The organism is Cupriavidus sp. FW306-01-F10A, assembly GCF_058782785.1.
The window spans coordinates 271220-295615 of the sequence record NZ_JBYSYA010000006.1 but is presented as its reverse complement, the minus strand read 5'-3'; the positions used below and the strand labels follow the sequence as shown (position 1 = coordinate 295615).

Genomic DNA, 24396 nt, shown 5'->3' with positions numbered 1-24396 from the left:
CTTGTCTGTCGTTATTCCGCGGTGATGCCGCGCTGCCTGATCAGGTTGGCCCACACGGGCATCTCCTTTTCCAGGCGCTGGCGGGCGGCCTCGGGCGTGGTCGGGGTGGGCTCGAAGCCTTCCTTGAGCATGCGCTCACGGGTTGCCTGGGCGGCCAGCGCGGTGTTCAGCGTCGCGTTCAGCTTGTCGATCACGGGCCTGGGCGTGCCGGCCGGGGCAAACACCATGAACCAGGTCTCGAAGGCATAGCCGGGCAGGCCCGCCTCGGCCGCGGTCGGCACATTGGGCAACTGCGGCGCGCGCTTGCTGCCGGTGACGGCGAGCGCCTTGAGCTTGCCGCCCTGCACATGCTGCTGCGCGGCCGAGATCACCGGGAAGCTCATGTCGACCTGGCCCGCAATGGTGTCGACCAGGGCAGGGCCGCCGCCGCGGTACGGCACGTGGACGATGGAGACGTTGGCCACCGACTTGAACAGCTCGGCCGACATATGGAAGGTGCTGCCGTTGCCCGCGGACCCGTAGGTCAGCTTGCCCGGCGTGGCCCTGGCAGCGGCGATCAGTTCCTGCAGGTTCCTGGCGGGCACGTTGTTGTTGACCACCAGCACATGCTGCGAACTGGCGACCATGCCGATCGGGGCCAGGTCCTTCAGCGTGTCATACGGCATGCGCGGGAACAGGCCCGGGTTGATGGCCAGGGACACCGTCTGCAGGCCGATGGTGTAGCCGTCGGCGGCGGCCTTGGCCACGGCATCGACGCCGATATTGCCGCCGGCGCCGGCACGGTTCTCGACCACGATGGTGCCGCCCAGGCTCTTCGACCAGGCATCCGAGACCAGGCGGGCGGCGATGTCTGCGCTGCCGCCCGGGGCGTACGGCACGATCAGGCGTACCGGGCGCTGGGGATAGGACTGGGCCGCGGCCGTGCCGATCGACGCGGCACACAGCAGCAAGGCCGTGAGGTGGGCAACTTTCATGGGTGTCTCCTGGTTTAGGAATCGTTATGGAAACCATCGTATCATTCACCCAGAGGCACATAATTCAAACTCAGTTACTTCTTTGTTTCCTGGTATTCACTAATGGATAACCTCTCGGACGTCGCGTTCTTTGCGTGCATCAACAAGCACGGCAGCCTGGCCGGCGCGGCGCAGGAGCTTGGCGTGACGCCGCCCGCGGTCAGCAAGCGGCTGGCGGGGCTGGAGGCGCGGCTGCGCGTCCGGTTGCTGCACCGGACCACGCGCCGCATCAGCCTGACGCCGGAAGGGGAAAGCTATCTGGTGGAGGGCGCGCGGATCCTTGCGGAGATGGAGGCACTGGAGCGATCGATCGCGGGTACCGGCAGCACCCCGCACGGCTTGCTGAAGATCGGCGCAACGCTCGGCTTCGGACGGCGGCATATCGCGCCGGCGCTGTCGGGGTTCTCGCGCCGCTTTCCGAACATCGAAGTCCAGCTCTACCTGACCGACCGGCCCCTGAACCTGGTCGAGCAGGGCCTGGACGCCATGATCCACTTTGGCGAGATGCCGGACGTGAGGCTGACGGCGCGCCTGCTGGCCAACAACCGCCGCCTGCTCTGTGCCGCGCCGTCCTACCTGGAAGCGCGGGGCGAGCCGTCAAGCCCGCGCGAGCTGGCGCGGCACAACTGCATCTTCATCCGCGAAGCCGACGAGACCTTCGGCACCTGGCACCTGCGCCATGGCGCGCAGCAGGAGACCGTCAAGGTCCGCGGCACCATGAGCACCAATGACGGCGAGTCGGCGCTGGCCTGGGCGCTCGATGGCCAGGGCCTGATCGTGCGCTCCGAGTGGGATGTTGCGGAGCCCCTGCGCAGCGGCGCCCTGCGCCGGGTGCTGCCGCAATGGCAGTTCGCGCCCGCGGATATCCACCTGGTGTTCCCGGCGCGCAACCATCGTCCGGACAAGGTGCGGGCGCTGGTGGATTTCCTGCTGGAGCACTTTGCCAGCCACCGTGCCTCCGGCGCGGGCAGCCCGGACAGCAGCTGGTAGCCATCTGGCGGCGATCCTGCGCGGCACTGGAGCCGCGCCACCCGATACTGGGGGGCGATTCCGGCGCCGCTAGCGTCCATCATGACCGGCAATACCAGAAGCCCGACGGAAACACGCATGGAAACAGCCCCCACGCCCCAACCCGGACGCACGCTGCGTCACACCCGCCAGATCCAATGCCGCGGCTATCTGCGCGACGATGGCCTCTATGACATCGAGGCCGATATGGATGATATTTCCGCCGACGCCACCGAACTGCCCTTTGTCAGCGTGCCCGACGGGGGCTTCATTCACCAGATGCGCCTGTGCATGACGATCGACGCGGACCTGGTGATCCGGCGCTTCGAGGCCCGCACCGAGACCGGCCCGACGCCATACTGCGCGGAGATCAACGCCGCCTATCGGCAGCTCGAGGGCCTGCGCATCGGCGGCGGCTTCCGGCAGCAGGCCAGGGCGCGCCTGGGGGGCGCCAAGGGCTGTACCCACCTGACCGAGCTGCTGGGGCCGCTGGCCACCACCGCGATGCAGGCCATCATGTCGGTCCAGCGCGAACAGTCGCCGTGGCATGCCAAGCTGGCGGGAGACGAGCCCGTACCCCGGCCCTGGATACTGGACACCTGCCACGCCTACCGCAACGACGGCGAGGCCGTGAATGTCATCTGGCCGTTGCACCGTCGCGCGAGCGACTGAACGCGGCGGCCGCGCTCGCCGCCCCCGCCTCGTCCTTCATGGCGAGGATGAAGCCCCCCACCTGTGCAATGTCGTCAAGGGCCATGCAAGGCAGTACCGTGTCCATGCGCGCATCGCTGGCCAGCGCGACGATCGAAGGGTCGCCCGGGTAGTAGGGCGCGCGCCCGTGCGCCGGCCGGTAGACCTCGATGCGCGGAATCGCCTCGCGCCGGAAGCCTTCCACCAGCGTGATATCGGCCGGCCGCAGGCGCGCCACCTGCTCGGCCAGCGTCGGCTCGGCCTCGTCGGCCAGTTCGCGCACGATGGCGAAGCGATAGGGCGATGCCACCATCACCTCGGCCGCGCCGGCGGCGCGAAAGCGCGCGCTGTCCTTGCCCGGCGGCTCCAGTTCCAGCGGATGATGGCTGTGCTTGATCACGTTGACGGTCAGGCCCTGCGCGCGGAACCACGGCAGCAGTGCCGTGATCAGCGTGGTCTTGCCGCTGCCGGAGGTGCCGGTAATGCCAAGGATGAAGGGATGCATGGGGTCAGGGTTCGCAGGGTTCGCGGAGTTCAGTTTGGGCGGGCAGCGGGCACACCAGCGGCAGGAAGCTGTCGGCACGCTGCGAATAGGCCAGCAGCGCGCCGGCCTGCAAGTCGAAATACCAGCCGTGCAGCGTCAGCGTGCCGGCCTCCAGTGCGCGCCGCACGAACGGGAAAGTCTGCAGGTTGCGCAGCGACACCAGGATCGCCGCCTGTTCGCAGGCGCGCTGGCGCTCGGCGGCGCTGGCCGCGGCCAGGGTTTCCTCCAGCTGCCTGCGCGCTGGTGCCGCGATGCGCACCCAGGCGCCGATGTAGTCGGGGTCTTCGCTTTCGTCGGGCGGATGGTCGCCGGCGTCGGCCGGCTGCGCCAGCAAGGCACGGATGCCGCCGCAGCCGCCGTGGCCCATCACGATGATGCGCGCCACGCGCAGCTGCTGCACGGCAAACTGGATCGCCGCGGATACGCCGTGCAGGCTGCCTTCATGGCGGCCGGTGCAGGGCGGCACCAGGTTGCCGATATTGCGCACGGTAAAGAGCTCGCCCGGATCGCAGCCCAGCAGCAGGCCAGGATCGACGCGTGAATCGCTGCAGCCGATCAGCAGCGTGGGCGGCCGCTGGCCCGTGCGCAGCGTGTCGAACAGCCCGGGCTCGTCGTCGAAATAGCGTTGCTGGAAGCGTTCGAAACCTTTGAGCAGTTGTTCGATGTGATGCATGGCGGCGTCCGGGCGCTACTGCACCAGCGGGCTGTCGGCGCCCTCCAGCTCGATGCCTTCGATGCGCGCGCGCCCGATCAGCAGGCTGGCATACTGCTTCCAGGCACGGTCGCGCGCGGCGCTGGCCAGGGCGCGGGCAATGTCGCCGCGCACCGCATCGAAGGGCAGGCGCGTGCCGGGGCAGCGTTCCAGGATGCGCAGGATATGCAGGCCATAACGGGTCTCAAGCAAATGCGGCAGCACGCCGTCCTGCTGTCCGGCGAACAGCGCGCGCTCGAATTCCGGCGCGGTCTCGCCGCGGAACACGCGGCCAAGGCGGCCGCCGTTGGCGCCGCTCGGGCAGTTGGACAGCGCGCGGGCGTGCTCGGGAAAGGTGGAAGGATCGCCGCGCACCAGTGCCAGCGTCTGCGCGGCAATCTCGCGCAGCGCGTCCAGCGGCACGCGCGGCGTGACCTGGAACAGGATATGGTCGGCCTCGACCCATTCGCCGTCGCGAAAGCGCTCGGGGCGGCTGTCGTAGTGGCGGCGGCAGCTGGCTTCGTCGGGCTCGGGGATGCCGGCCTCGCGTTCCAGCAGGGCCAGCGCCAGGGCGTCGTCGTCCAGTCCTTCGGCGGCAAGGCCGATGCGGTCGGCTTCGGTGCGCACCAGTTGGCGCAGGATGGCCGAGATGGTGGCCAGCCGCGCCGGGTTGGCGGCATCGTGATGGTGGTCCAGCTCGCGTTCGATATCGGCGTCGCGGAGTTCCACGCCGTTGACGGTGACAGGCATGCTGTTTCTCCTTGTCGGGTGGCGGCGCTCAGCGGCTGCGCACCAGTTGCCAGGCGCGGCCGAGATAGCCGACCGAGGCGAAGCCGCTCCACACATGCACCAGCCGCGTGAACGGGAAGATCGCGAACAGCGTGATGCCCATGAACAGGTGCGCCTTGAACAGCAGCGGCGCATCGGCGATATAGCTGGCGGCATCGCCGCGCAGCGTGACGATGTGCTGTGCCCAGGTCATCAGCTGCACCATCATGTGGCCGTCCATGTGGCTGGCGGATTCGAAGATGGTGGACAGGCCCAGCAGCAGCGTCACCAGCAGCCACAGCAGCAGCACCTTGTCGCCGGTGCGGGTCACGGCCGACACGCGGGCGTTGGTCAGGCGGCGGTGCAGCAGGATCAGCAGGCCGGCCAGGCACATGGTGCCCATCACGCCGCCGGCGGCCATTGCCACGGCCTGCTTGAAGCCGTGCGAGACACCCAGCGCATCCCACACCGCCACCGGCGTCAGCAGGCCGACCAGGTGGCCGAAGAACAGGCCGAGGATGCCGACGTGGAACAGGATGTTACCGGTGCGCAGGTTGCCGCGGTACAGCACCTGCGAGCTGTCGGTCTTCCAGGTGTATTGCTCGCGCTCGAAGCGGGCCAGGCTGCCGAACAGGAAGATGGCGGCAGCGATGTACGGGTAGATGCCGTAGAGGAATTGGTGGAGGGTTGCCATGGTGTGTTAGCTCGCTAGGATCGATCGTGTGTTTGGCTTGCCTGTGTCTTAGCTGTTGCCGACTGTGTTCCCTCTTCCCCTCAGGGGGGAGGGGAGCAAACAGTCGGCTCGCGTAAGCATTTCAGCAAGGCAATGGCACCGGCGCCGTGCCACGCGGATAGAACTTCACCGCCTGCGGCCCGCCTTGCGGCGCCAGCAACGGCTCCACGCCATCAGCCCCCGGCCCGAAGGTCTCCAGCGCTTCATCCATATCCCGCACCGGCGGCTCCTGCTGCGGTTGCGGCTGCACGTCGGTCAGCGTGCGCAGCACCGCGAACACGCCGGCGTACGGGCTTTCGTTGCGCGCCAGGCGCTCGCCGATCGCGGCCAGCACGTGGATCGCGTCGCCCAGCAATTGCTCGGCGCGCGCTTCCTTGCCGTCGGCCACCAGCGCGCCGAGGAACTCCAGGAACAGCGGCACGTAGTCGGGCAGCTCGGACGCGGCGGGTTCAAAGCCTTCGCGCCGGTACTCGTCGATCAGGTCGACCATGGCCTGGCCGCGGTCGCGGCTTTCGCCGTGCACGTGCTCGAACAGGTGCAGCGAGTGCGCCGGGTTGCGGTCGAAGGTGGCGACGTAGTTCTCCTGCAGCGCGATCAGCGACTCGCTGCGCAGCAGGCCGGTCACGGGGGCCAGCAGCTCGCGCGCCTGCGGCCATTCGGCCAGCGCGGCGTCGATCTCGGGCAGGGCGTCGAACAGTTCCTGCTCGGGATAGCCGAGCAGGGCGCTGAGGATGGGATAGAGGGGCATGTTGTTCTCCGTGCGGTTCGTGGCAGGCATCAGCTCATCACTGCCTTCTTGCGCGACTTGGGCATGTCGGCGAAGTGGACGCTGCCCTGTGGCTTCTTGCCGAACAGCGAGCCGTCCGAGGCGCCGCCCGAGCAGCCGTTGCCGAAGGTGAAGCCGCAGCTGGCCTTGTCGTTGAAGCTGTCCTCGACCATCTCCTTGTGCGAGGACGGGATCACGAAGCGGTCCTCGTAGTTGGCGATGGCCATGGTCTGGTACATGTCCTCGACCTGCGCGGGCGTCAGGCCCACCTGCTCCAGCACGCCCAGGTCCTGCACGCCGTCCACCACCTGCGAGCGCTTGTACGCGCGCATCGCCAGCATGCGGTCCAGTGCGGACAGTACCGGCATCACGTCGCCCGCGGTCAGCAGGTTGGCCAGGTACTTGACCGGGATGCGCAGGCTCTTGACGTCCGGGATCACGCCGTTCATGCCCATGTGGCCAGCCTCGGCCGCGGATTGGATCGGCGACAGCGGCGGGACATACCAGACCATCGGCAGGGTGCGGTACTCCGGGTGCAACGGGAAGGCGATCTTCCACTCGCACGCCATCTTGTAGACCGGCGACTTGCGCGCGGCATCGAGCCAGGTTTGCGGGATGCCCTGGCGCAGCGCCTCGGCCTGCACCGCCGGGTCGTGCGGATCGAGGAAGACGTCGAGCTGCGACTGGTACAGGTCGCGCTCATCGGCCACCGATGCCGCCTGCTCGATGCGGTCGGCGTCGTACAGCATCACGCCGAGGTAGCGGATGCGGCCGACGCAGGTCTCGGAGCAGACCGTGGGCTGGCCGGCCTCGATGCGCGGATAGCAGAACAGGCATTTCTCGGCCTTGCCGCTCTGCCAGTTGAAGTAGATCTTCTTGTACGGGCAGCCCGAGATGCACATGCGCCAGCCGCGGCACTTGTCCTGGTCGACCAGCACGATGCCGTCGTCCTCGCGCTTGTAGATCGAGCCCGACGGGCACGAGGCCACGCAGGCCGGGTTCAGGCAATGCTCGCACAGGCGCGGCAGGTACATCATGAAGGTGTTCTCGAAGGTCGAGTACATCTCCTTCTGCACGTCGTCGAAGAGCTTGTCACGGCCGCGCGAGCTGAATTCGCCGCCGAGGTCGTCTTCCCAGTTCGGGCCCCACTCGATCTTTTCCATCTTGCGGCCCGTCAGCACCGAGACCGGACGCGCGGTGGGCGGGGTCTGCACCAGCGGCGCCTTCTGCAGGTGCTCGTAGTCGTAGGTGAAGGGCTCGTAGTACTCGTCGATCTGCGGCAGGTTGGGGTTGGCGAACAGGTTCGCCAGGATCTTCAGCTTGCCGCCCTGGCGCGGCTCCAGCGTGCCGTCGGCGTTGCGCTTCCAGCCGCCCTGCCACTTGTCCTGGTTCTCCCATTCCTTGGGGTAGCCGATGCCGGGCTTGGTCTCGACGTTGTTGAACCAGGCGTACTCGACGCCGTCGCGGCTGGTCCAGACGTTCTTGCAGGTCACGGAGCAGGTATGGCAGCCGATGCACTTGTCGAGGTTCAGCACCATGGCCACCTGGGCACGGATCTTCATTGCGAGGCTCCTTCCTTCTCAGTCTTTTCCACGAGCGGCCCTTCCAGCCAGTCGACCTTCTTCATCTTGCGCAGGATCACGAACTCGTCGCGGTTGCTGCCCACGGTGCCGTAGTAGTTGAAGCCGTAGGCCAGCTGCGCGTAGCCGCCGATCATGTGGGTGGGCTTGGTCACGGCGCGCGTGACCGAGTTATGGATGCCGCCGCGCATGCCGCTGGTCTCGGCGCCGGGCACGTTCACGATCTTTTCCTGGGCGTGGTACATCAGGCACATGCCCTTGGGCACGCGCTGCGACACCACCACGCGCGCCGTCAGCGTGCCGTTGACGTTGAAGACCTCGACCCAGTCGTTGTCGCGGATGCCGTTGGCCTTGGCCTCGGTCTCCGAGATCCACACGTGCGGGCCGCCGCGCGACAGCGTCAGCATGCGCAGGTTGTCCGAGTAGGTGGAGTGGATGCCCCACTTCTGGTGCGGCGTGATCCAGTTCAGCACCAGCTCCGGGTTGCCGTTGGGCCTCTTGCCCAGCATCGGCGCCACGGTCTTGGTGTCGATGGCCGGCTTGTACACGCACGCGCCTTCGCCGAAGTCCAGCATCCAGCGGTGGTCCTGCCAGAACTGCTGGCGGCCGGTCAGCGTGCGCCAGGGGATCAGCTCGTGCACGTTGGTGTAGCCGGCGTTGTAGCTGACCTCTTCCGATTCCAGGCCCGACCAGGTCGGCGCGGAGATGATCTTGCGCGGCTGCGCCTGCACGTCGCGGAAGCGGATCTTGTCGTGCTCGCGGCCTTCGGCCAGGTGCGTGTGGTCGCGGCCGGTGATCTTCGACAGCGCTTCCCACGCCTTGACGGCGACATGGCCGTTGGTCTCGGGCGCGAAGGTCAGGATCATCTCGGCGGCATCGATCGCGCTCTCCAGCCGCGGGCGGCCCTGGCTGACGCCGGGCTCCTTCACCGTGTGGCTGAGGTGGCCGATCTCCTTCACTTCATGCTGGGTGTTCCAGTTGATGCCCTTGCCGCCATTGCCGAGCTTGTCCAGCAGCGGCCCGATCGAGGTGAATTTCTTGTAGATGTCGGCGTAGTTGCGTTCGACCACGGTCATCGACGGCGCGGTCTTGCCGGGGATCAGGTCGCACTCGCCGGCCTTCCAGTCCTTCGGCTCGAACGGCTGGCCCAGTTCGCCCGGGGTGTCGTGCAGCAGCGGCGTGCACACCAGGTCCTTGCGCGTGCCGAGGTAGGGCCCGGCGATCTCGCTGAACTTCTTCGCGATGGCCTTGTAGATCTCCCAGTCGGTCTTGCTTTCCCACAGCGGCTGCACGGCTTCGGACAGCGGGTGGATGAACGGGTGCATGTCGGACGTGTTGAGGTCGTCCTTCTCGTACCAGGTGGCGGTGGGCAGCACGATGTCGCCGTACAGGCAGGTGGTGCTCATGCGGAAATCCAGCACGGTCAGCAGGTCCAGCTTGCCTTCGGCGGCCGGGCGCACGTTGACTTCGCTCGGCTTGATGGCGTCGTTCTCGTCGCCGAACACGGCGTTCTGCGTGCCCAGCAGGTACTTCAGGAAGTACTCATGCCCCTTGCCCGAGCTGCCCAGGATGTTGGAGCGCCACACGAACATATTGCGCGGGAAGTTGGCCGGGTTGTCGGGATCGTCGCAGGCGAACTGGAGCTTGCCGGACTTCAGTTGCTCGACCGTGTAGGCGACCGGGTCCTGCCCGGCGCGCTCGGCCGCATCGACCACGTCGAGCGGATTGGTGCCGAGCTGCGGTGCCGACGGCAGCCATCCCATGCGTTCGGAGCGCGCGTTCAGGTCCAGCAGCGACAGGCCGTCATAGCGCTTGCGGTCGGCGGTCGGCGACAGGATCTCGTCGACGGCCAGCTTCTCGTGGCGCCACTGGCTGGTGTGGTTGTAGAAGAACGAAGTGCCGTTCATCTGGCGCGGCGGGCGCGACCAGTCCAGGCCGAAGGCGAGCGGTGCCCAGCCGAACTGCGGGCGCAGCTTTTCCTGGCCGACGTAGTGGGCCCAGCCGCCGCCGCTCTTGCCGATGCAGCCGCACATCATCAGCAGGTTGATGATGCCGCGGTAGATCATGTCGTTGTGGTACCAGTGGTTGAGCGCGGCACCGACGATGACCATGCTCTTGCCCTGCGTGCGGTCGGCGTTGTCGGCGAATTCGCGCGCAACCTGCGTCACCAGGCGGGCCGGGACTGAGGTGTGCTTTTCCTGCCAGGCGGGGGTGTAGGGCACGTCATCGTCGTACGAGGCGGCGACGTTCGGGCCGCCGAGTCCCTGATCCACGCCGTAGTTGGCCATCTGCAGGTCATACACGGTCGCCACCAGCGCAGTGCTGCCATCGGCCAGCATCAGCCGGCGTGCCGGCACGCGGCGGCGCAGCAGTTCATCGTGTTCGCCGCCGAAGTAGGGGAAGCCCACTTCCACCACCTCGTCTTCATTGCCGAGCAGCGACAGGCGCGGCTCGACCGGGCGGCCGCTGCCGCCGTCCTTCATCTCCAGGTTCCAGCGGCCGACCTTCTCGCCGCCGTTGTGGGCGCCTTCGCCCCAGCGGAAGCCGATCGAGCCGTTGGGCGCGACGATCTCGCCGGTGGCGTCGTCGACCAGCAGGGTCTTCCACTCGGGATGGTTGGCTTCGCCGAGGTTGTCGGCCAGGTGCGACGCGCGCAGGAAGTGGTCGGGCACCAGCGTGCCCTGGTTGTCACGCAGCAGCACCAGCATCGGCATGTCGGTGTACTGCTTCACGTAGTCGCGGAAGTAGGCGGACTTGCCGCTGGCGTGGAATTCCTTCAGCACCACGTGGCCCATGGCCATCGCCAGCGCGGCGTCGGTGCCTTGCTTCGGCGCCAGCCAGATGTCGCCGAACTTGACCATCTCGCCGAAGTCAGATGACACCGCGACGGTCTTGGTGCCCTTGTAGCGGACCTCGGTGTAGAAGTGCGCGTCGGGCGTGCGGGTCTGCGGCACGTTCGAGCCCCACACCATCAGGTAGGTGGAGTTGTACCAGTCGGCCGATTCCGGCACGTCGGTCTGTTCCCCCCACACTTGCGGGCTGGCCGGCGGCAGGTCGCAGTACCAGTCGTAGAACGACAGGCAGGCGCCGCCGAGCAGGCTCAGGTAGCGTGCGCCGGCGGCATACGACACCATCGACATGGCCGGGATCGGCGAGAAGCCGATCACGCGGTCCGGACCGAACTTCTTCACGGTAAAGGCATTGGCCGCGGCAATGATCTCGGTGGCGGTGTTCCAGTCGGCGCGCACGAAGCCGCCCTGCCCGCGCACGCTCTTGTAGCGCGCGGCCTTCTTCGGATCCTGGCTGATCGATTCCCACGCGGCGATCGGATCCATGGTCTTGCGGGCCTCGCGCCACATCTCCATCAGGCGGCCGCGGATCATCGGGTACTTGACGCGTTGCGCGGAGTAGACGTACCAGCTGTACGAGGCGCCGCGCGGGCAGCCGCGCGGCTCATGGTTAGGCAGGTCCGGGCGCGTGCGCGGATAGTCGGTCTGCTGGGTCTCCCACGTGATCAGGCCGTTCTTCACGTAGACCTTCCACGAGCAGGAGCCGGTGCAGTTCACGCCGTGGGTCGAGCGCACGATCTTGTCGTGCTGCCAGCGGCTGCGATAGCCGTCTTCCCACTTGCGGTCTTCGTTCACCACCGCGCCGTGGCCGTCCGCATAGGTGGACTTGACGCGCGACATGAACTTCAGTCGATCCAGGAAATGACTCATTGCTTTGTTCTCCGCGAGTGCTTTGCTGCGGGCGCTCCGGTGGTTTCAGGAGCTTTGCAGGGACACTCTCAGCTTATGGGGGAGGCGGGCGGCAGCCAATTCGCTGGTGGAACAGCCGCCGCATGGCGATCGGGCTAGGCGCCGGGCGCGGGACTAGTTCGGAAGAACTAGCCCGGCCGGCGGTACTGGTGACAGGGTCAGCAGGGCATGGGCGCGTGGCGGCGCGCGTAGTGCCACCACGTCACCAGCACGCAGCTGAGGTAGAAGGCGATAAAGCAATACAGCGCGGCGTCGGCGGCGCCGGTCAGCTCCAGCGAGGTGCCGAAGCTCTTGGGGATAAAGAAGCCGCCGTAGGCGCCGATCGCACCGGAGAAGCCCAGCACCGCGGCGGATTCCTTGCCGGCGTCCTGCAATGCCTGCTTCTGTGCCGCGTCGCCCTTGCCCGCGGCAGCGCGCTGGCGCTCGGTCAGGAAGATCACCGGAATCATGCGGAAGGTCGAGCCGTTGCCGATGCCGGTCAGCGCGAACAAGGCGATGAAGGCGGCCAGGAAGAATGTGAAGTTGCCGCCGGCGCCGTCATGCGGCAGCGCCGCCAGCACCGCGAACACCGCGGCGATCATGCCGACGAAGGTCCACAGCGTGACCCGCGCGCCGCCCAGCTTGTCGGAGATCCAGCCACCCACGGGACGCGTCAGCGCGCCTACCAGCGGCCCCAGGAAGGCATAAGCGGTGGGATTGACGCCGGGGAACTGCGACTTGGTCAGCAGCGCCAGCCCCGCAGAGAAGCCGATGAACGAACCGAAGGTGCCCACGTACAGCCAGCACATCAGCCAGTTGTGCTTGCGCTTGAAGATCACCGCCTGCTCGGCAAACGATGCCTTGGCATCCGCGATGTCATGCATGCCGAACCACGCCGCCAGTGCCGACACGATGATGAACGGCACCCAGACAAAGCCCGCGTTCTGCAGCCACAGGTCATGCGTGGCGCCGTTGGCCGTGTACTGCTGCGGCTCGCCGCCGAGCGCGCCGAACACGGCGATCGACACCACCAGCGGCGTGACGAACTGCACCACCGACACGCCGAGGTTGCCGATGCCCGCGTTCAGCCCGGTGGCCAGCCCCTTCTTCGCCTTCGGGAAGAAGAAGCTGATATTGGCCATCGACGAGCTGAAGTTGGCGCCGCCCAGCCCGCACAGCAGCGCCAGCACCAGCAGCGTCGGATAGCCGGTGGACGGGTCGCGCAGCGCGAAGCCCATGCCCAGCGCGGGGATCAGCAGCAGTGCGGTGGAGATCGCGGTGAAGCGCCGCCCGCCGAACACCGGCACCAGGAATGAATAAAAAATGCGCAGCGTGGCGCCGGACAGCGCCGGCAGCGCGGTCAGCCAGAACAGCTGGTTCTTGGTGAACTGGAAGCCGGCGCGGTCGAGGTTGACCGCGACCACGCTCCACAGCATCCAGACCACGAAGGCCAGCATCAGCGCCGGGATCGAGATCCACAGGTTGCGGTAGGCGATGCGCTCGCCCTGGCTTTGCCAGAAGACCTTATTCTCGGGCTCCCAGCGGGTCAGTACGGAAGAGGACATGACAGTGTGCCTTGGTTGTTGTGCGTAACAGGGGCCGTCGCTCAGGCGGCCTGCGTGAGGCCGACGGCCTGTGCCTTGCGTTGGCGTTCGGCGCGCTGGTTGTAGTGCATCCACACCAGGCTCACGCACACGGTGCCGTACATCAGCATGAAGCAGCTGCTGCGCACGCCGGTCAGGTCGGCCAGCATGCCGAACAGCACCGGCAGCACGAAGCCGCCCAGCCCGCCAGCCAGGCCGACCACACCGGAAACCGCACCGATGTTGTGCGTGAAGTCGTTGGAGATGAACTTGAACACCGAGGCCTTGCCGATGGCAAAGGCGATGCCGACCACGAACAGCAGGAAGGTGAAGACCGTGGGCGTCAGCGCGATGCGAAACCCCTGCGGGCCGCTGGTGGTCTGGACGATGAAGTCGGTCTGCGGGTAGCTCAGCAGGAAGAAGCCGACCCAGCTCACCCACATCACCCACCAGGTGGTGCGGTGGGCGCCGTAGCGGTCGGAGATCCAGCCGCCGATGGCGCGCAGCACGCCGCCGGGCAGCGAGAAGCACGCGGCCAGGAAGGCGGCGGTCTTGATGTCGAAGCCGTATTCGCCGATGTAGTACTTGGTCATCCACAGCGACAGGCCGACATAGCCGCCGAACACCACCGAGTAGTACTGCGAGTAGCGCCACACGCGCGGGTCGCGCATCACGGCGAGCTGCTCGCGCCAGCCGACGCTGGACTTGACCAGGTGCGCCGGGTTGCTGCGCGAGAACACCCAGAACAGCAGCGCGGTGACCAGCATCGCCACCGAATACACGCGCGGCACCACGGTCCAGGTGCCGGCGGCCAGGATCATCGCCGGCGCGACGAACTTGGTCAGCGCCGCGCCCGAGTTGCCGGCGCCGAAGATGCCCATCGCCAGGCCCTGGCGCGAGCGCGGGAACCAGCGCGCCACATACGGCGTGCCGACCGAGAACGAGCCGCCCGCGAGGCCGACGAACAAGCCCAGCACCAGCAGCTGCCACAGCGTGTGCGCATACGAGATCAGCCAGATCGGGATCACGGTGGCCAGCATCAGCACGAAGAAGACGATGCGCCCGCCGTAGCGGTCGGTCCAGATGCCCAGCGGCACGCGGATCAGCGAGCCGCTGAGGACGGGCGTGGCGGCCAGCAGGCCGAATTCGGTGTCGCTCAGGCCAAGCTCCTGCTTGAGCGGGATGCCGAGGACCGCGAACAGCATCCAGACGGCAAAGCAGATGGTGAAGGCGAAAGTGCTGGACGCCAGCGTGATTGCGGCGCCGGGCGCAATGGGCTCCGGCGCGCGTGGGTGGGTGGCCATGGCCATGCTCCTGTGTCAACTTTGGCGGGGGTGATGCCAGAGTAGGGGCCGCCACTGGTGCTGCCTATTCGCCGGCCGCACAGCGCACGCGGGCGCGCAGCCTGCCTTTGGAGGTAGTTCTACCGGCGGAGGTCGCCGGCGCGGCGGCGGTGCTATCGTGCAGTCAGCGTGAATGGCATCCGTTCGCGCACCTGCGGCAAACCGTGCGCCGGATCAAGAAACCGGCGCGCGCCGCACCACCTGATTCCCGTAGCCAGCCATGGACACCATTCCCATTCTTCCCGCGCGGCGCGCGCCACCCCCTGGCAAGGCGCCCGCCGGGCCGCCGCCGCGCGGCTTTGCCTTGTTTGCGCTGGGCTTCCGGTCGTTCTACCTGGGCGGGGCGGTGTTCGCCGCGCTGGCCATCGCGGCGTGGTCGGCGATGCTGGCGGGCGTCACCGCAGTCGGCCCGGCGCCGGTGATGGCGGCGATGTTCTGGCATGCGCACGAGATGGTGTTCGGCTTTGCCGCGGCCATCGTGGTGGGCTTCCTGTTCACCGCGGGGCGGGCCTGGACCGGCCAGCCGACGCCCACCGGCGCCGCGCTGGCCGCGCTGTTCCTGCTGTGGCTGGCCGGGCGCGTGGGCATGTGGGTGGCGCCGGGAACGGCGGCCTTGGTGATCGAGGGCGCGTTCCTGCCGCTGGCCGCGCTGGCCTTCACGCGCACGCTGGCCCGCGCCGGCAACCGCCGCAACTATCCGCTGGCCCTGGCGCTGTGGCTGCTGGGCGCGGCCGATATCGCCAGCCTGTGGCTGCAGGCGCGCGGCCATGACGCCGGTGCAATGCTGGCCTGCCGCGCGGGCGTGGCGCTGGTCACGCTGTTCGTGGTGGTGATCGGCGGGCGCGTCATCCCGATGTTCACGACCAACGCGATTCCGGGGTTCCGCCTGCGGCAATACCGGCAGGTGGAGCGCATGGTGGTGCCGGCCGCGCTGCTGGGACTGGCTGCGGGGGTGCTGCCCTTGCCGGTCTGGCTGGCGGCGGCGCTGTCATTGCTGGCCGCGGCGGTGCTGGCCGTGCGCGTGGCTGGCTGGCGCAGCCATGCGGTAGGCAACCGGCCGATCCTGTGGGTGCTGCACCTGGCCTATGCGTGGCTGCCGGTGGCGCTGCTGCTGCAGGCGCTGGGTGCGCTGGGGCTGGTGATGGCGGGGCTGGCGACGCATGCGTTCACGGTGGGCGTGCTCGGCGTGGCGATCATCGCCATGATCACGCGCACCGCGCTGGGCCACACCGGCCGCATGCTGGTGGCCGGCCGCGCGGAAACCGCGGCGTACTGGCTGGTGGCCGCGGCTGCGGTGTTGCGGGTGTTCGGGCCGATGGCCTGGCCGTGCGGCTACCTGCACTGGGTGTGGGGAGCCGGGGCGTGCTGGGTGGCCGGGTTCGGCCTCTATGCGCTGGCGTATGCGCCGCGGCTTGCGCGTCCGCGGGTGGACGGCAAGCCGGGCTGAAGTGCGGGATCAGGGGCAGGCTTGAGCCACGGGCACGGCGGCGTGGCTGCCGTTTTCCATCCTCACGCTCAGCCACGCCACCCCCAGCGCAGCCATCGGCGCCAGGGCCGCAATCCACGGCAATGCCGCCAGCCCCGGCCCGTGATCGACCACCACGCCGCCCATCCACGCGCCCAGGCCATTGCCCAGGTTGAATGCCGCGATATTGAAGCTCGATGCCAGGTTCTGTCCCGCGCCCTGGGCGTGGCGCAGCACGCGCAGCTGCAGCGGCGAGACCGTGGCAAAGGCCGCGATGCCCAGGATGCCGACGAAGGCCACCACCAGCACCTGGCTGTGGATGGCCAGCGTCATCGCCGCCAGCACCAGCGTCAGCGTGGTCAGCGTGGCCAGCACCGCGCGCGTCGGGGTGCGGTCGGCAAAGCGGCCGCCGAGCACGTTGCCAAGGATCATGCCGGCGCCGAACAGCAGCAGGATCGGTGACACCGCCGCCTCGCCATAGCCGGACACGCGCGTCAGCAGCGGCTGCACGTAGGTGATCACGGCAAAGATGCCCATCGACTGCAGCACCGTCATCAACAGGCCCAGCAGCACCTGCGGGCGGCCGATGGTGGCCAGTTCGTCGCGCAGGGCCACGGGGGCGCCGTGGTCCTGGCTCTTCTGCACCAGCAGCGCGATCACCGCCAGCGACAGCAGCCCGATCACGGTCATCGCCCAGAAGGTCGAGCGCCAGCCCAGGTGCAGGCCCAGCCAGGCGCCGGCGGGCATGCCCAGCAACGTGGCCAGCGTCAGGCCGGAGAACATCACCGAGATCGCCGAGGCGCGGCGGTCCTCCGGCACCAGCCCGGTGGCCACCACCGCGCCGACGCCGAAGAAGGTGCCATGCGTGAGCGAGGTCAGCACGCGCGCGATCATCAGCGTGGTGTAGTCGGGCGCCAGCGCGCAGGCGGCATTGCCGACGGTGTAGATCACCATCAGCGCCAGCAGCACGGCCTTGCGCGGCATGCGCCGCGTCAGCAGGGTCAGCACCGGCGCGCCGGCGAAGACGCCCAGCGCGTAGCCGGACACCAGCATGCCGGCGGCGGCGATGGTCACCTGCAGGTCGGCGGCAACCTGCAGCAGCAGGCCCATGATCACGAATTCGGCGCAGCCGATGCCGAAGGAACCGGCGGTGAGCGCGTAGAGCGCAACCGGCAGCCGGCCGCGGGCGGATGCAGCGCCGGAGGTGGCGGTGGTGGGGACTGGAGAGGCCATGTTCGGGGGGGCTTCGGCAAAAGGAAGGAAGCCCGCAGTCTGTGACTTTCCGTCTTCAGTAAAAACCGGCATGATCCATAATCAGTTTCAATGAAATCTTGAAAATCATGGACCGGATCGGCGATATCGGCCTGTTCCTGCGCGTGCTCGACCTGGGCTCGATCAGCGCCGCGGCACGCAGCCTGGACCTGTCGGTGGCGGTGGCCAGCCAGCGGCTGCAGCGGCTGGAGCGTGAACTGGGCGTGCGCCTGCTGCATCGCACCACGCGGCGGCTGCACGCCACCCCGGAAGGCGCGGTGCTGGCCGAGCAGGGGCGTGCGCTGGTGGACGACCTGGAAGCGCTGGGCACCTCGTTGCGGCAGGCCGGCACCGGGGTGTCGGGCACGCTGCGGGTGACCACGTCGTCCTCGTTCGGGCGGCTCTATATCTCGCCGCTGTTGCCGGAATTCCTGGCGCAGCATCCCGGGCTGACGCTCAGCGTCAACCTGACCGACAACGTGCTGGACCTGGTCAGCGCGGGTTTCGACCTGGCCATCCGCATCGGTGCGCTGGACGATTCGACGCTGGTCGCGCGGCGGCTGGCCAATAACCGGCGGCTGCTGTGTGCCGCGCCGGACTACCTGCGCCGGCGCGGCACGCCGCGCACCCCGCAGGACCTGGCGCGGCACGATTGCCTGGTGCTGGTGGGCAGCCAGGGCCGGCAGGATGTCTGGCGCCTGGGCGACGGCGCCGGCGGGGAGATTGCCGTGCGCGTGCGCGGCCGGATCGAGGCCAATACCGGCGAGCTGTTGTCCGATGCGGCGCTGGCGGGCTTTGGCATCGCCCTGCATTCCACCTGGCATGTCTGTGCCGACCTGCGCGCCGGGCGGCTGGTGCAGGTGCTGCCCGATTACCCGCTCGCCGACACCGGCATCTACGCCGTGATGCCGCAGCGGCGGCTGGTGCCGCCGCGCGTGCGCGCCTTTGTCGATTTCCTGGCCGGGCGCTTCGGCGACAACCCACCGTGGGAGCAACCCGACGGCGGGTGAGCCGGCCTGCCCTACGCGGGTGGAGGTGCCGCCGCGCGCCGGTAGTCGCCAGGGGTCATGCCGGTCCAGCGGCGGAAGGCGCGGAAGAACGAGTTGGCATCGTCAAAGCCGAGCCGGAACGCGATTTCTCCGAGCGACATCGCGCCTCCGGCCAGGTAGCCGCCAGCCAGCTCGCGGCGCGCCTCTTCGCACAGCGTGCGGAAACTCGTGCCCGCCGCCATCAGCCGGCGCTGCAGCGTGCGCTCGCTGATGTCCAGGTGGCGTGCCACCGCGGCCAGGCTGAGGGCGCGGTCGCCGGCCAGCGCCTGCAGGGCCGCGCGCACATCGTCCAGCGACGCGGACGCCGGCCGCGCTTCGCGCGCGGCATGGCCCGCGCCCGTGCCGGCCGGTCCGCTGCGCACGCGGGCAGCCAGGCGCAAGGCCAGGTCGCGGCGGCCGAACACGATGGCGTCTTCGGGCTCGCCAAAGCGCACCGGGCAGTCGAAGGCCTCGGTATAGCGCAGGTGCCAGTCCGGCTGGCCGATGCGCAGCGACACCCGCAGCGGATGCAGCGGCTTGCGCGTGAACTGGCGCCCGAAGGCCAGCAGCGAGCACAGCTCCATGTCGATGCGCGGTCGGGTGTCGGGCGCCTCGGGATCGCTCGGGCGGATACAGACCCAGGCTTCGTCGCCCTGGCGGCGCAGTTCGATGCGGTCGCCGGCGAGCAGCTTCTGGTAGCGCGCGATGCGCCGCAGCGCGGTGCCTAGCGACGGCCCGGCCATGGCCGTCAGGCCCGCCAGCCCGAGCAGGTCGGTCTGCATCCGGCTGCCCAGCCACAGGCCGATGGTTGGATCGCCAGTGGCACGGTAGACCGCGCAGAGCACGTGGCAGGCCTGTTGCGGGCCGGCCGCCGGCATGGCGGGCCTGAGGTCGCTGGTGTCGGAGTCGGTGTCGGATTCCGGGGCAGGCGCGAGTCCCGATACGTCGTAGCCGCCGTCACGCAGTGCGTGCAGCAGGTCACGAGGCAACGGCCCGGCCTGGATAGGCTCTTGTTGTGTCATTGTCATTATCTGGCTGGCAAGTTGGCGCAAGTGCGCCAGTGCAGCCCCCGGTAACACTGAGATTACGCGGTGCCGGTGCCCCCTTCAAGGGCGTGCGGGGGGATGAAGTGTGGCCTGGGCAGCGCAACGGCGTGCTGGCGGCGGGGGTGCCGCACCGTTGCCGGGTTCCGGGGCGCCTGCAACCCGTTGCCTAAAATTTGGGCGCTCCGGTGGGTTGCCGCACAGACCGGGGCTTTCGGGGAGTGTAGGGCCAGGATATCCACAGATTCTGTGGATATCACACGCAGGTTTTCAACATGGGTTTATGCGGCTGCCGCCAAGCGCCGGATGCAGGTATGCTGGTTGGTTTGAGGGCGCGGCGTGTTGCCTGGCCGCGCCGTCATCGTGTGGCATCCATGTCGGATTTGCCGCCATCGTGCCGCCAACGTCCGCTGTTGGCCCAATCGTTCCACCTGCCCGCCGCCATGCGCCATGACCGGTCGTCCGCAGTCCTGCCTCGCCTTGCCCTGTTGCCGATGCTTGCCGCCGCCGTGGCGCTGTCCGGCTGCGTGGCGCAATACCGGGTGCCTGCCGGCGCCCCGGCCGCCAGTGTGCGGCTGCTGACCAGCACCGACGACAACACTTCGTTCACCGTGGTCGATCCGGCCAAATGCCCGGTGCCCGCGCGGCCGCTGGTGCTGGCGGGAACCGGCAGGCAATTGTCTGCGATGGGACGGGACCGGAGCCTGGACATGGCCGGGCGCTCGCCTGAGCCGCCGGCGCGCACGCGCGAGCGGCTGGTGGAGGCGGGCCGGCGCATCTACGTGGCGGTGACCTCGGCCGCGGCGCCGCCGCTGCCCGAGCTGCGTTGCGCGGCGGGCGTGTCATTCGTGCCGGTTGCCGGCGGCCAGTATGAGATCCGCTACCAGCGGGACGAGACCGCGAGCCAGTGCTCGGCGCAGGTATTGCGCATGCAGCCGCTGGCCGGCGGCGGCGCGCGCCTGACGGCGGAGCCGACCCAGCAGGGCTTCAGGGCGCTGCGCAAGGAGTATGTCTGCCAGGCGCAGTGACGCGCCCGGCAGGCCGATGGCACCATCGATTGAAGCGGCCGTCTGAGGCAGGCGCCCGCTGGCCGCGCAGGCGGCTTACTGCTCGATCAGGAAACGCTCGGGGCGCTTGCCCAGCCATGCCGGCGCGCGGCCGCGGCCCGACCAGGTCTTGCCGGTCTTGGGGTCCATGTACTTCGGCGGCAAGGCGGATGCGGGCTTCTTGGCACTCGAGCCAGCCGGGCGGCCACGCTTGCGGCGCGGCAGGATGTCTTCGGCGGTCAGGCCGTATTCAGTCATCAGGTCCCGGATTTTGTCGATCACGCCGGCGACTTCCGTCGCACGCACTTCATTCAGCTTGGCTTCCAGCGCTTCCTTCTCAGCCAGGAGTTGCTTGTATGTCGCCATTTATATCCCCTTTCTGCAAATAGGCCGCTGCATGGTACTAGAAGTTGTGGTGTCGGTTCACCTAAAAAAATTTTACAAAAAATAACGGAGATTGCACGGACTGATTGTTTGCCGGCCTGAATTGACGGTCGCACAGCCCACGATGCAGCCGGTATTGGGCTGGGCATCGCCCGTTTTGCCCGCATTTAAGGACAATGAAAATACGCACGCCCCCGGCCTTTAGCGCCTAGACTGCTTGTCTGCGCCCGGCGCAGCCCCCTCTGACACGACTACCGGAGCCCCTGATGAGCCAGCAGATTTTTGTCAATTTGCCCGTCCGCGACCTGCAAAAGTCGATTGCCTTCTTTACGCAGTTGGGTTTTTCCTTCAATCCGCAATTTACCGACGACACTGCCACCTGCATGATCGTCGGCGAAAACATTTTCGTGATGCTGCTGACCGAAGCCAAGTTCCGCAGCTTCTCGCCCAATGAAATCTGCGATGCACGGAAATCGACTGAGGTGCTGGTTTGCCTGTCGATGGAAACCCGCGCGCGCGTGGATGAAATGGTCAATGCCGCGGTCGCGGCGGGTGGCAATACCTACAAGCCGCCGATGGATTTGGGATTCATGTACGGGCATGGATTCCAGGATCCCGATGGCCATGTCTGGGAACTGGTGTACATGGATGTGGCGGCAATGCAGGCCGGGCAATGAAGGCGATTTAGCGAAACGCCATTCGCCAAGCGCGGGACCTTTCAGGCAAGCCACCAAAAAAACAGCCCGGGAAAGCAGGAAGCCCGGGCTTGAAATCCACCTGGATCACGGTGGAGGAGACATCTGGTTGTCAGCGTCCCGGGCGTGGCGCCCGGGACGCGGCAGTAGCTTTCGGCAGGATCAGATGGCCCAGCCCCCGGCATAGAACGCAGCCAGCACAACCGCGATGGCCACCGTGCCGACATTGAGCTTGCGCCATTCGCCAGCCACCACGCGGCCCACCACCAGGGTGCAGAAGCCGAGCATGATGCCGGTCACGATATTGCAGGTCAGCACGATGAACACGGCGCAGACCAGGCCAGCCATCGCGTCGACCATGTCGTCCATATGCAGGCGGCTCACGCTCGACAGCATCAGCAGGCCCACGTACATCAGCGCGGGCGCGGTGGCGTACGACGGCACCAGCCCGGCCAGCGGCGAGAAGAACATCACCGCAACGAACAGCAGGCCCACCACCACGGCGGTCAGGCCGGTCTTGGCGCCGGCCGCAACGCCGACGGTCGACTCGATGTAGGCTGCAGCCGGAGCGCCGCCGAACATCCCCGAGAAGATCGAGCTGACCGAATCCGCGGTCAGCGCGCGCCCGCCGTTGTGGATATGGCCGGCAGCGTTGAGCTGGCCGGCTTGTCCGGCGACCGCGCGGATCGTGCCGGTGGCATCGAACACCGCGGTCATCACCAGTGCCAGCACGCTCGGCAGCACCGCTGCCGTCAGCGCGCCGCGCACGTCCATGGCGCCGATCAGCGATTCATGGCCGGGTGCGCTCAGCGACGGCAGCGCGAACACGCCGGTGAACTTCACCGCCGGGTCGAAGGCCAAGCCCAGCGCGGAGATCGCGATGATCACCAGCAGGATGCCGCCCGGCACCTTGCGGCGCTCCAGGCCGAAGATCGCGGCCAGGCCCAGCACCGACATCACCACCGGGAACGAGGTGATCTTGCCCAGCGCCACCGGCAGGCCGGGGTGAGCGTTCTTGACCACCAGCCCGACTTCATTCGAGGCGATCAGCAGCAGGAACAGGCCGATGCCGATGCCGGTGCCGTGCGCCACGCCGGCGGGCAGGTTGCGCAGGATCCAGGAGCGCACGCCGGTGACGGAGATCGCGGTGAAGATCACGCCCATCAGGAACACGGCGCCGAGCGCGACCGCCGGCGACAGGCCCTGCCCCAGCACCAGCCCGAAGGCCATGAATGCGGTCAGCGAGATGGCGCAGCCGATGGCGATCGGCAGCTTGGCCCACAGGCCCATCAGCAGGGAGCCGAAGGCGGTGGTCAGGCACACCGCGACAAAGACCGCGCTGGTGTCGAAGCCGGCCTTGCCCAGCATGCCGGGAACGACAAAGACGGCGTAGACCATCGCCATGAAGGTGGTCACCCCGGCGACCACTTCCTTGCGCTGGGTGCTGCCGCGCGCGGTGATCTCGAAGAACGCGTCGATCCGGCTCCGGACTTCGGGGACTTGGGGGCGTGCAGCATCGGCTTCCGTCGCGGACGACGGATAGGGCTGTTCGATCATGATGAGCTGTCTCCTTGCGGGCGCTGCAACGTCCGTCGTACGGACTGTCGTCAGGCGTGTCTCACGTGGTTCTGGTCTGGGCTGGAGGCGCAAACCTGGCCAACCCGCTGTTATCGGTGTGCCGCTTGTCGGTGCCTCTGCGGGCGCGATCCGGGCAAGGCTGAAGGCTAGGTGACCACGCGCCATGCATCATCACCGGCAGGCAATGCGCGGCATGTGCATCGAGGAATATCGAATGTGATGATTGATCGTCTTGGGTTGATGGATTGGCATCAGGTGGCGCTTGCGGCAGGCGGCCATTATCACGCACCCCATATACGGCCTATAGGTACAGACCCGGATGATTCAGGCGCAACTTCTCTATACTAGGGATAACCCTGAGCCGCCTCCCGATCCGGGCCGAACCACGGCTCGATGTGCTTCGTGAGGCGCACCAACTTCGATCCCAACCGGAAAGGATATTCGCCATGCAAGTGCTCGCCGACACCCTCTATCGCCAGCCCGCTCAAGCCAAGGCATCGAAGCCCGCCGCCCAGCCGGCACGCGATGTTGCCTACTACGCCCGCGTGGGCGGCGGCCAATCGCTGGCCGCGCGGGTGCGCGCCTACTTTGCCCAGGGCTGGACCCTGTACGTAGCCAACGCCCGCGAGGCCGCGCCGATCCGCTGGCTGTAAGCGGGCGCGCTGCCTCAGTACATGCCGGTGCGCGCCATGAACGCGTCCAGCGTCCAGCCGCGCCCGAGCAGCAGCATGCGCGTATGCAGGCCCTCACGCACGGGCGCGTCGACGGCCTGGCCCAGCCAGGTCAGCGTCTTCTGGCGCAAGTCCACATAGCCCATCGGGTAATCGGCGGCCAGCGCCTGCCATAGGGCGTTGGCGCCGGCCGACTGGCGCGCCCCGCTCAGCAGGCACAGCCCGCCGTCCAGCGCCCAGCGGTACAGCGCCCGAGCCAGGCCGCGGCGCTGGTAAGCGGGCGCAAACTTTGTGTGCGGCGCCCGTACCTATGGGTCGGCCCGGCGGCCGACCTCGATCAGCCGGTTGAAAACGGTATAACCGGCCAGCCGGCGCTGCATCACATCTTCCACATACACGTAGTACTCGCCGTCGGCCTCGCGATAGCGCAGGCGCAGGCCTGGCGCGCCCGCTGGCAGCGCCGGCATCGCATTCAGGCGGTCGCCGGGTTGGCCGATGCGGTCGTGCAGGGCACCCAGCTCGCGTTCGATATCGCCCGGCGCCAGCTCAACATCGATGCGCAGTTCGAGCGCGCGCGCCAGGGCCGGCGCCGGCAGGCGCAGGGCATGGAAATTCGCCATGGCAAGACTCCACCGGGCTCAGGGATTGAGGATCAGGTAGAGGGCGGCAAGCGCCACCATGGCGCAGAGGGTATGGCGGTAGAGCGGGGACATGTCTGGCTTTCTCCTGGCTGCATGATCAAGCGGGTGCCGGATGGCATCCGCGACATGGGCCGTGCG

Annotated in this window: 21 protein-coding genes and 1 pseudogene; 7 read left to right on the top strand and 15 right to left on the bottom strand. The window is 67.9% G+C overall.

The window, feature by feature from the left end:
• Positions 1 to 11: 11 nt before the first annotated feature.
• Positions 12 to 974: a tripartite tricarboxylate transporter substrate binding protein gene (locus AC3WLF_RS11915; protein ID WP_492352212.1), complete on the bottom strand. Its 963-nt coding sequence runs from the start codon at positions 972 to 974 to the stop codon at positions 12 to 14.
• 102 nt (positions 975 to 1076) lie between these two features.
• On the opposite strand from AC3WLF_RS11915, the gene AC3WLF_RS11910 reads away from it, so the two are divergent.
• A complete protein-coding gene (locus AC3WLF_RS11910) occupies positions 1077 to 2003 on the top strand; it encodes a LysR family transcriptional regulator (RefSeq protein ID WP_492358252.1) in 927 nt (308 codons plus the stop codon).
• A 117-nt stretch (positions 2004 to 2120) separates the two neighbouring features.
• Positions 2121 to 2693 (top strand): DUF2889 domain-containing protein, encoded by a 573-nt coding sequence (locus AC3WLF_RS11905; RefSeq protein WP_492358251.1) that lies wholly within the window; start codon positions 2121 to 2123, stop codon positions 2691 to 2693.
• Here the strand turns inward: AC3WLF_RS11905 and mobB are convergent.
• The 9 genes from mobB to AC3WLF_RS11860 form a co-directional block, all read right to left on the bottom strand.
• On the bottom strand, positions 2659 to 3216 hold the full coding sequence (mobB, locus tag AC3WLF_RS11900; protein ID WP_492318393.1) for a molybdopterin-guanine dinucleotide biosynthesis protein B: 558 nt from the start codon (positions 3214 to 3216) through the stop codon (positions 2659 to 2661). The genes AC3WLF_RS11905 and mobB overlap by 35 nt on opposite strands.
• A 4-nt stretch (positions 3217 to 3220) precedes the next feature.
• Positions 3221 to 3928 carry a carbonic anhydrase gene (locus tag AC3WLF_RS11895; protein ID WP_492358250.1) on the bottom strand — a complete coding sequence of 236 codons (708 nt, stop codon included), beginning with the start codon at positions 3926 to 3928 and terminating at the stop codon, positions 3221 to 3223.
• Positions 3929 to 3943: 15 nt separating this feature from the next.
• Entirely contained in the window at positions 3944 to 4696 is a 753-nt protein-coding gene (locus AC3WLF_RS11890; protein ID WP_492318395.1) for a peptidylprolyl isomerase, read from the bottom strand.
• Positions 4697 to 4724: 28 nt separating this feature from the next.
• Positions 4725 to 5408 carry a respiratory nitrate reductase subunit gamma gene (narI, locus tag AC3WLF_RS11885; RefSeq protein ID WP_492318396.1) on the bottom strand — a complete coding sequence of 228 codons (684 nt, stop codon included), beginning with the start codon at positions 5406 to 5408 and terminating at the stop codon, positions 4725 to 4727.
• 121 nt (positions 5409 to 5529) lie between these two features.
• Positions 5530 to 6195, bottom strand: a complete 666-nt coding sequence (gene narJ, locus AC3WLF_RS11880; RefSeq protein WP_492358249.1) for a nitrate reductase molybdenum cofactor assembly chaperone — start codon at positions 6193 to 6195, stop codon at positions 5530 to 5532.
• Between the two features lie 29 nt (positions 6196 to 6224).
• Positions 6225 to 7775 (bottom strand): nitrate reductase subunit beta, encoded by a 1551-nt coding sequence (gene narH / locus AC3WLF_RS11875; protein WP_010810870.1) that lies wholly within the window; start codon positions 7773 to 7775, stop codon positions 6225 to 6227.
• Positions 7772 to 11512, bottom strand: coding sequence for a nitrate reductase subunit alpha (locus AC3WLF_RS11870; protein ID WP_492318398.1), 3741 nt, complete (start codon positions 11510 to 11512; stop codon positions 7772 to 7774). Before AC3WLF_RS11870 ends, narH begins: the two co-directional genes overlap by 4 nt.
• Positions 11513 to 11709: 197 nt before the next feature.
• Positions 11710 to 13095, bottom strand: a complete 1386-nt coding sequence (locus AC3WLF_RS11865) for a NarK family nitrate/nitrite MFS transporter (RefSeq protein ID WP_492358248.1) — start codon at positions 13093 to 13095, stop codon at positions 11710 to 11712.
• A gap of 41 nt (positions 13096 to 13136) precedes the next feature.
• Positions 13137 to 14417, bottom strand: coding sequence for an MFS transporter (locus AC3WLF_RS11860; protein WP_492352206.1), 1281 nt, complete (start codon positions 14415 to 14417; stop codon positions 13137 to 13139).
• Positions 14418 to 14676: 259 nt separating this feature from the next.
• Here AC3WLF_RS11860 and AC3WLF_RS11855 point away from each other — a divergent pair, with 259 nt between their 5' ends.
• Positions 14677 to 15903 carry an NnrS family protein gene (locus AC3WLF_RS11855; protein WP_492358247.1) on the top strand — a complete coding sequence of 409 codons (1227 nt, stop codon included), beginning with the start codon at positions 14677 to 14679 and terminating at the stop codon, positions 15901 to 15903.
• Between the two features lie 9 nt (positions 15904 to 15912).
• Here AC3WLF_RS11855 and AC3WLF_RS11850 read toward each other — a convergent pair whose 3' ends face one another.
• Positions 15913 to 17154, bottom strand: a complete 1242-nt coding sequence (locus tag AC3WLF_RS11850) for an MFS transporter (protein ID WP_492358246.1) — start codon at positions 17152 to 17154, stop codon at positions 15913 to 15915.
• A gap of 107 nt (positions 17155 to 17261) precedes the next feature.
• Between AC3WLF_RS11850 and AC3WLF_RS11845 the strand changes: the two genes are divergently transcribed.
• Entirely contained in the window at positions 17262 to 18182 is a 921-nt protein-coding gene (locus AC3WLF_RS11845; protein ID WP_492318403.1) for a LysR family transcriptional regulator, read from the top strand.
• Positions 18183 to 18193: 11 nt separating this feature from the next.
• Here AC3WLF_RS11845 and AC3WLF_RS11840 read toward each other — a convergent pair whose 3' ends face one another.
• Entirely contained in the window at positions 18194 to 19222 is a 1029-nt protein-coding gene (locus AC3WLF_RS11840) for an AraC family transcriptional regulator (protein ID WP_492358245.1), read from the bottom strand.
• Between the two features lie 434 nt (positions 19223 to 19656).
• Between AC3WLF_RS11840 and AC3WLF_RS11835 the strand changes: the two genes are divergently transcribed.
• Positions 19657 to 20271 (top strand): hypothetical protein, encoded by a 615-nt coding sequence (locus tag AC3WLF_RS11835; RefSeq protein WP_492340401.1) that lies wholly within the window; start codon positions 19657 to 19659, stop codon positions 20269 to 20271.
• Positions 20272 to 20346: 75 nt separating this feature from the next.
• On the opposite strand, the gene AC3WLF_RS11830 is transcribed toward AC3WLF_RS11835, so the two are convergent.
• The gene (locus AC3WLF_RS11830; RefSeq protein WP_010810880.1) at positions 20347 to 20655 is read right to left on the bottom strand and encodes an H-NS histone family protein; all 309 of its coding nucleotides are present in this window, start codon (positions 20653 to 20655) and stop codon (positions 20347 to 20349) included.
• A gap of 284 nt (positions 20656 to 20939) precedes the next feature.
• On the opposite strand from AC3WLF_RS11830, the gene AC3WLF_RS11825 reads away from it, so the two are divergent.
• Positions 20940 to 21350, top strand: a complete 411-nt coding sequence (locus AC3WLF_RS11825; RefSeq protein ID WP_010810881.1) for a VOC family protein — start codon at positions 20940 to 20942, stop codon at positions 21348 to 21350.
• Between the two features lie 180 nt (positions 21351 to 21530).
• On the opposite strand, the gene AC3WLF_RS11820 is transcribed toward AC3WLF_RS11825, so the two are convergent.
• Positions 21531 to 22925, bottom strand: a complete 1395-nt coding sequence (locus AC3WLF_RS11820) for an NCS2 family permease (RefSeq protein ID WP_492318405.1) — start codon at positions 22923 to 22925, stop codon at positions 21531 to 21533.
• A 467-nt stretch (positions 22926 to 23392) separates the two neighbouring features.
• Between AC3WLF_RS11820 and AC3WLF_RS11815 the strand changes: the two genes are divergently transcribed.
• The gene (locus tag AC3WLF_RS11815) at positions 23393 to 23599 is read left to right on the top strand and encodes a hypothetical protein (RefSeq protein WP_010810883.1); all 207 of its coding nucleotides are present in this window, start codon (positions 23393 to 23395) and stop codon (positions 23597 to 23599) included.
• 14 nt (positions 23600 to 23613) lie between these two features.
• On the opposite strand, the pseudogene AC3WLF_RS11810 reads toward AC3WLF_RS11815, so the two are convergent.
• Positions 23614 to 24237, bottom strand: a pseudogene (locus tag AC3WLF_RS11810) (N-acetyltransferase).
• Positions 24238 to 24396: the final 159 nt, after the last annotated feature.